The following is a 2,848-nucleotide window of genomic DNA, read 5'->3' on the forward strand; positions in this document are numbered from 1 at the left end:
ACGGAAAAGCCATTGGTTTCGCTCTGGCACCCGGACAGGCCCATGAACTGCCACTGGCGCCAGCCATGCTCGACGATCTCCCCTCTGTTCCCCTGTGGGTCGTGGCGGACAAAGGCTACGCGTCAGACGCCTTTCGTGAACGGATATGGGACATGGGAGCCCGACCGGCCATTCCCGCGAAACGACGCGATGCGCCGGTCGCCTGTCCCAAATGGGCCTATCGATGCCGACATCTTGTGGAGAACCTCTGGGCTCGTCTCAAGGAATGGCGCGCTGTCGCAACCAGATACGAAAAAACAGCAACCTCGTTCCTCGCGGTCATCCACATCGCTGCCGCCGCAGACTGGATCAAGTGCTAACAGGCCCTAAAGTCAGCGAGGTTCTGAATTGGATGAAGGGAAAAGTAAATACTTCTGAAAGTGGAGAGCGGAGAACCAATTATCGTGCATATCTTGAAATTAATGCGCGCTATCTAACTGAGATTGCTCAGTTCGAACAGGCAAGAAAAATCTACGAAGATGCCTCAGTCTTTAGTGTAGAAGAGCAGCGTAAGGCCATTCGAGAAATAGACTTGATCCAGATGATTAAGTCTTAACCAGGAGAGTTCTAAAAACCTTCTTTTGCGTTCATATAGAAATTGTCACCCCTTGATATTGCCACTAATCTAAAATGCAAAATGGAGGCTTTGAGAACCCTCCATCTGGTCCGGGGTTAACCCCGGACCAGATGGACAGCAGCAAGGCCGTCAAAATGGCGGCATGACATCAATCGAGTATAGCTTATTCACCTACCAAAATTGTCCGAACAAACGGGGCCACCTCTATTCCACCGTATTTCGACCGCTAGAGCGCGTCCACTTTATTCCGGTTCATATCCTGCGGCGGTGAAAAAGTTGGCACATTCGTCCGGAGTGAAATCATCCAAGACCGATCCGGCGGCGTCCCATAGGGCTGTGACGGTTCTTGCTGCCTTGGCTCGCAAGAGGGCCTTGAACTTGGCGAACGCCATTTCGATCGGGTTGAAATCGGGACTGTAGGGAGGCAGGAACATCATCTGTGCCCCCGCTCGTTCGATGGCCTTTCGCGCGCCCGGCATCTTATGAGCGGGCAAATTATCCAGCACGACGATATCGCCCGGGCTCAGCGTCGGCACGAGAACATGCTCGACATAGGCCTGAAAAATCTCGCCGTTCATGGCGCCCTCATGCACGAAGGGTGCGGTCATCCCCGTGAGGCGCAAGCCGGCGGTGAACGTCGTGGTTTTCCAATGGCCATGAGGAACACCGGCCCGACAGCGTTCTCCGCGTAAAGCGCGGCCGCGCAGGCGGGCCATCTTCGTGGAGAGGCTGGTTTCGTCGATGAAGACCAGGCGGTGCGGATCGAGGTCAGGCTGGCCGTCGAACCAGTCCTGCCGACGTGTCAGCACATCGTCGCGCTCCTGCTCCAATGCATGTGCGGTCTTTTTTTGAATGTCCACCCGCGCTGACCCGCCCGCTGCGCCGGCTTCCAGAACGCGCACCCGAAGATCGTCACTCAATGCTCGCGCCATCACCATCTCCATCAATGAAAACGGTGAATCACAATCCACGCTCCGCGTCATCCCACACGATTCATAGTTCAGTGGACCTGCTCTAGGTGTAGAACATCGCATCGCTGACCCCGTGCTTGCGGCACAGATCCGCAGCCGTCGCGTCCGCCTGATGCTCTTTCAGTATCCCGATAATCTGGTCCTGCGTGAAACGCGCTTTCTTCATCGTCTGCCTCCAGTGGTGGACAGACCGTAATCGGCCGCTTGAGGCCGCCTTATGCCTGAGGATTGTGACTGGTAACTTACCGTCGTTAACGACGTCGTTATTGACGTCGTTTGGGAGGTAAATATGGCTCAGGAAATCCTGATTGGCGTTGAACGCCGTCGCCGCTGGCCGGACGAACGGAAGCTGGAGATACTGGCTGAAGTTGGTGTGGACGGGGCAAGTGTATCGGATGTGGCACGTCGGCATGGCCTGACCCGCCAACATCTTTACCAGTGGCGTACTTCATTCCGTCAAAGACTGTCTTCCCCAGATCAGTCTGTGGCGTTTGTTCCTGTTGCTTCCGTGAATGCACCCACTGTGGCGTCTGGCGATGATACTGACGAGTTGGCCATTGTGCTGCGCAATGGCCGTTGTATCAGGGTGACGGGACATCCTGCAGAAGAGCTTCTGGCACGGGTCATCCGGATCGCGGAGACGGCATGATTGGCGTGGGCAACGGTGTGCGTGTCTATCTGGCCTGCGGGGTGACGGATATGCGCAAGGGCATATCGGGGCTGGCCGCACTTGCACAGGACAGGCTGCGTCAGGACCCGACATCGGGCGCTCTCTTCGTCTTTCGCGGTCGCCGGGGGGACAGGATCAAGCTTCTGACGTGGGACGGTCAGGGGTTCTGCCTTTATTACAAGGTGCTCGAGACCGGACGTTTTCCGTGGCCCTCCCCGGCAGATGGCGTTGCCCGCCTGACAGCCGCACAGATGGCCATGCTCTGGGAAGGAATCGACTGGAGACGGCCATCCTGGTCGGCGCCCCCCTCTCGCGTAGCCTGATTTTTTTTCATTATTTCTGTCGCGGATTTCTTTGTTTTCTGGCAGTTTTCCGCTATTATCCAGAGATGGAGCGACACTCTGGCCCCCTGCCTGATGATCTCGAAACCCTCAAGGCCATCATCATGGCCCAGCAGGGCGAGATCGTGCGGCTGTCGGCGTCGGCCCGGGCCTATGATGCCCTTGTCCAGTCGCTCAGGATCCGGATCGCTCGCCTGCAGAAACAGAAATTCGGGGCCAGTTCAGAAAAGATCGAGCGTGAGACTGAACA

Annotated in this window: 4 protein-coding genes and 3 pseudogenes; 5 read left to right on the plus strand and 2 right to left on the minus strand. The window is 56.6% G+C overall.

The window, feature by feature from the left end:
* The coding region (locus tag GEU01_RS20550; protein WP_019086314.1) for an IS5/IS1182 family transposase at positions 1-359 on the plus strand (359 nt) is incomplete at its 5' end.
* A 32-nt stretch (positions 360-391) separates the two neighbouring features.
* On the plus strand, positions 392-595 hold the full coding sequence (locus GEU01_RS20555) for a hypothetical protein (protein ID WP_019087534.1): 204 nt from the start codon (positions 392-394) through the stop codon (positions 593-595).
* A 263-nt stretch (positions 596-858) separates the two neighbouring features.
* Here the strand turns inward: GEU01_RS20555 and GEU01_RS20560 are convergent.
* Both GEU01_RS20560 and GEU01_RS23615 read right to left on the minus strand, forming a co-directional pair.
* Positions 859-1,461 (minus strand): annotated as a pseudogene (locus tag GEU01_RS20560) (IS630 family transposase); the annotation flags it as partial.
* 175 nt (positions 1,462-1,636) lie between these two features.
* Positions 1,637-1,753 (minus strand): annotated as a pseudogene (locus GEU01_RS23615) (transposase); the annotation flags it as partial.
* Between the two features lie 123 nt (positions 1,754-1,876).
* On the opposite strand from GEU01_RS23615, the gene tnpA reads away from it, so the two are divergent.
* The 3 genes and pseudogenes from tnpA to GEU01_RS20580 all read left to right on the plus strand — a co-directional run.
* Positions 1,877-2,236, plus strand: coding sequence for an IS66-like element accessory protein TnpA (gene tnpA, locus GEU01_RS26005; RefSeq protein ID WP_042711006.1), 360 nt, complete (start codon positions 1,877-1,879; stop codon positions 2,234-2,236).
* Entirely contained in the window at positions 2,233-2,580 is a 348-nt protein-coding gene (gene tnpB / locus GEU01_RS20575; protein WP_019087537.1) for an IS66 family insertion sequence element accessory protein TnpB, read from the plus strand. The genes tnpA and tnpB overlap by 4 nt, the downstream gene beginning before the upstream one ends.
* A gap of 65 nt (positions 2,581-2,645) precedes the next feature.
* A pseudogene (locus GEU01_RS20580) lies at positions 2,646-2,848 on the plus strand (IS66 family transposase); the annotation flags it as partial.

Source organism: Komagataeibacter europaeus LMG 18890 (assembly GCF_000285295.1).
GTDB lineage: Bacteria > Pseudomonadota > Alphaproteobacteria > Acetobacterales > Acetobacteraceae > Komagataeibacter > Komagataeibacter europaeus.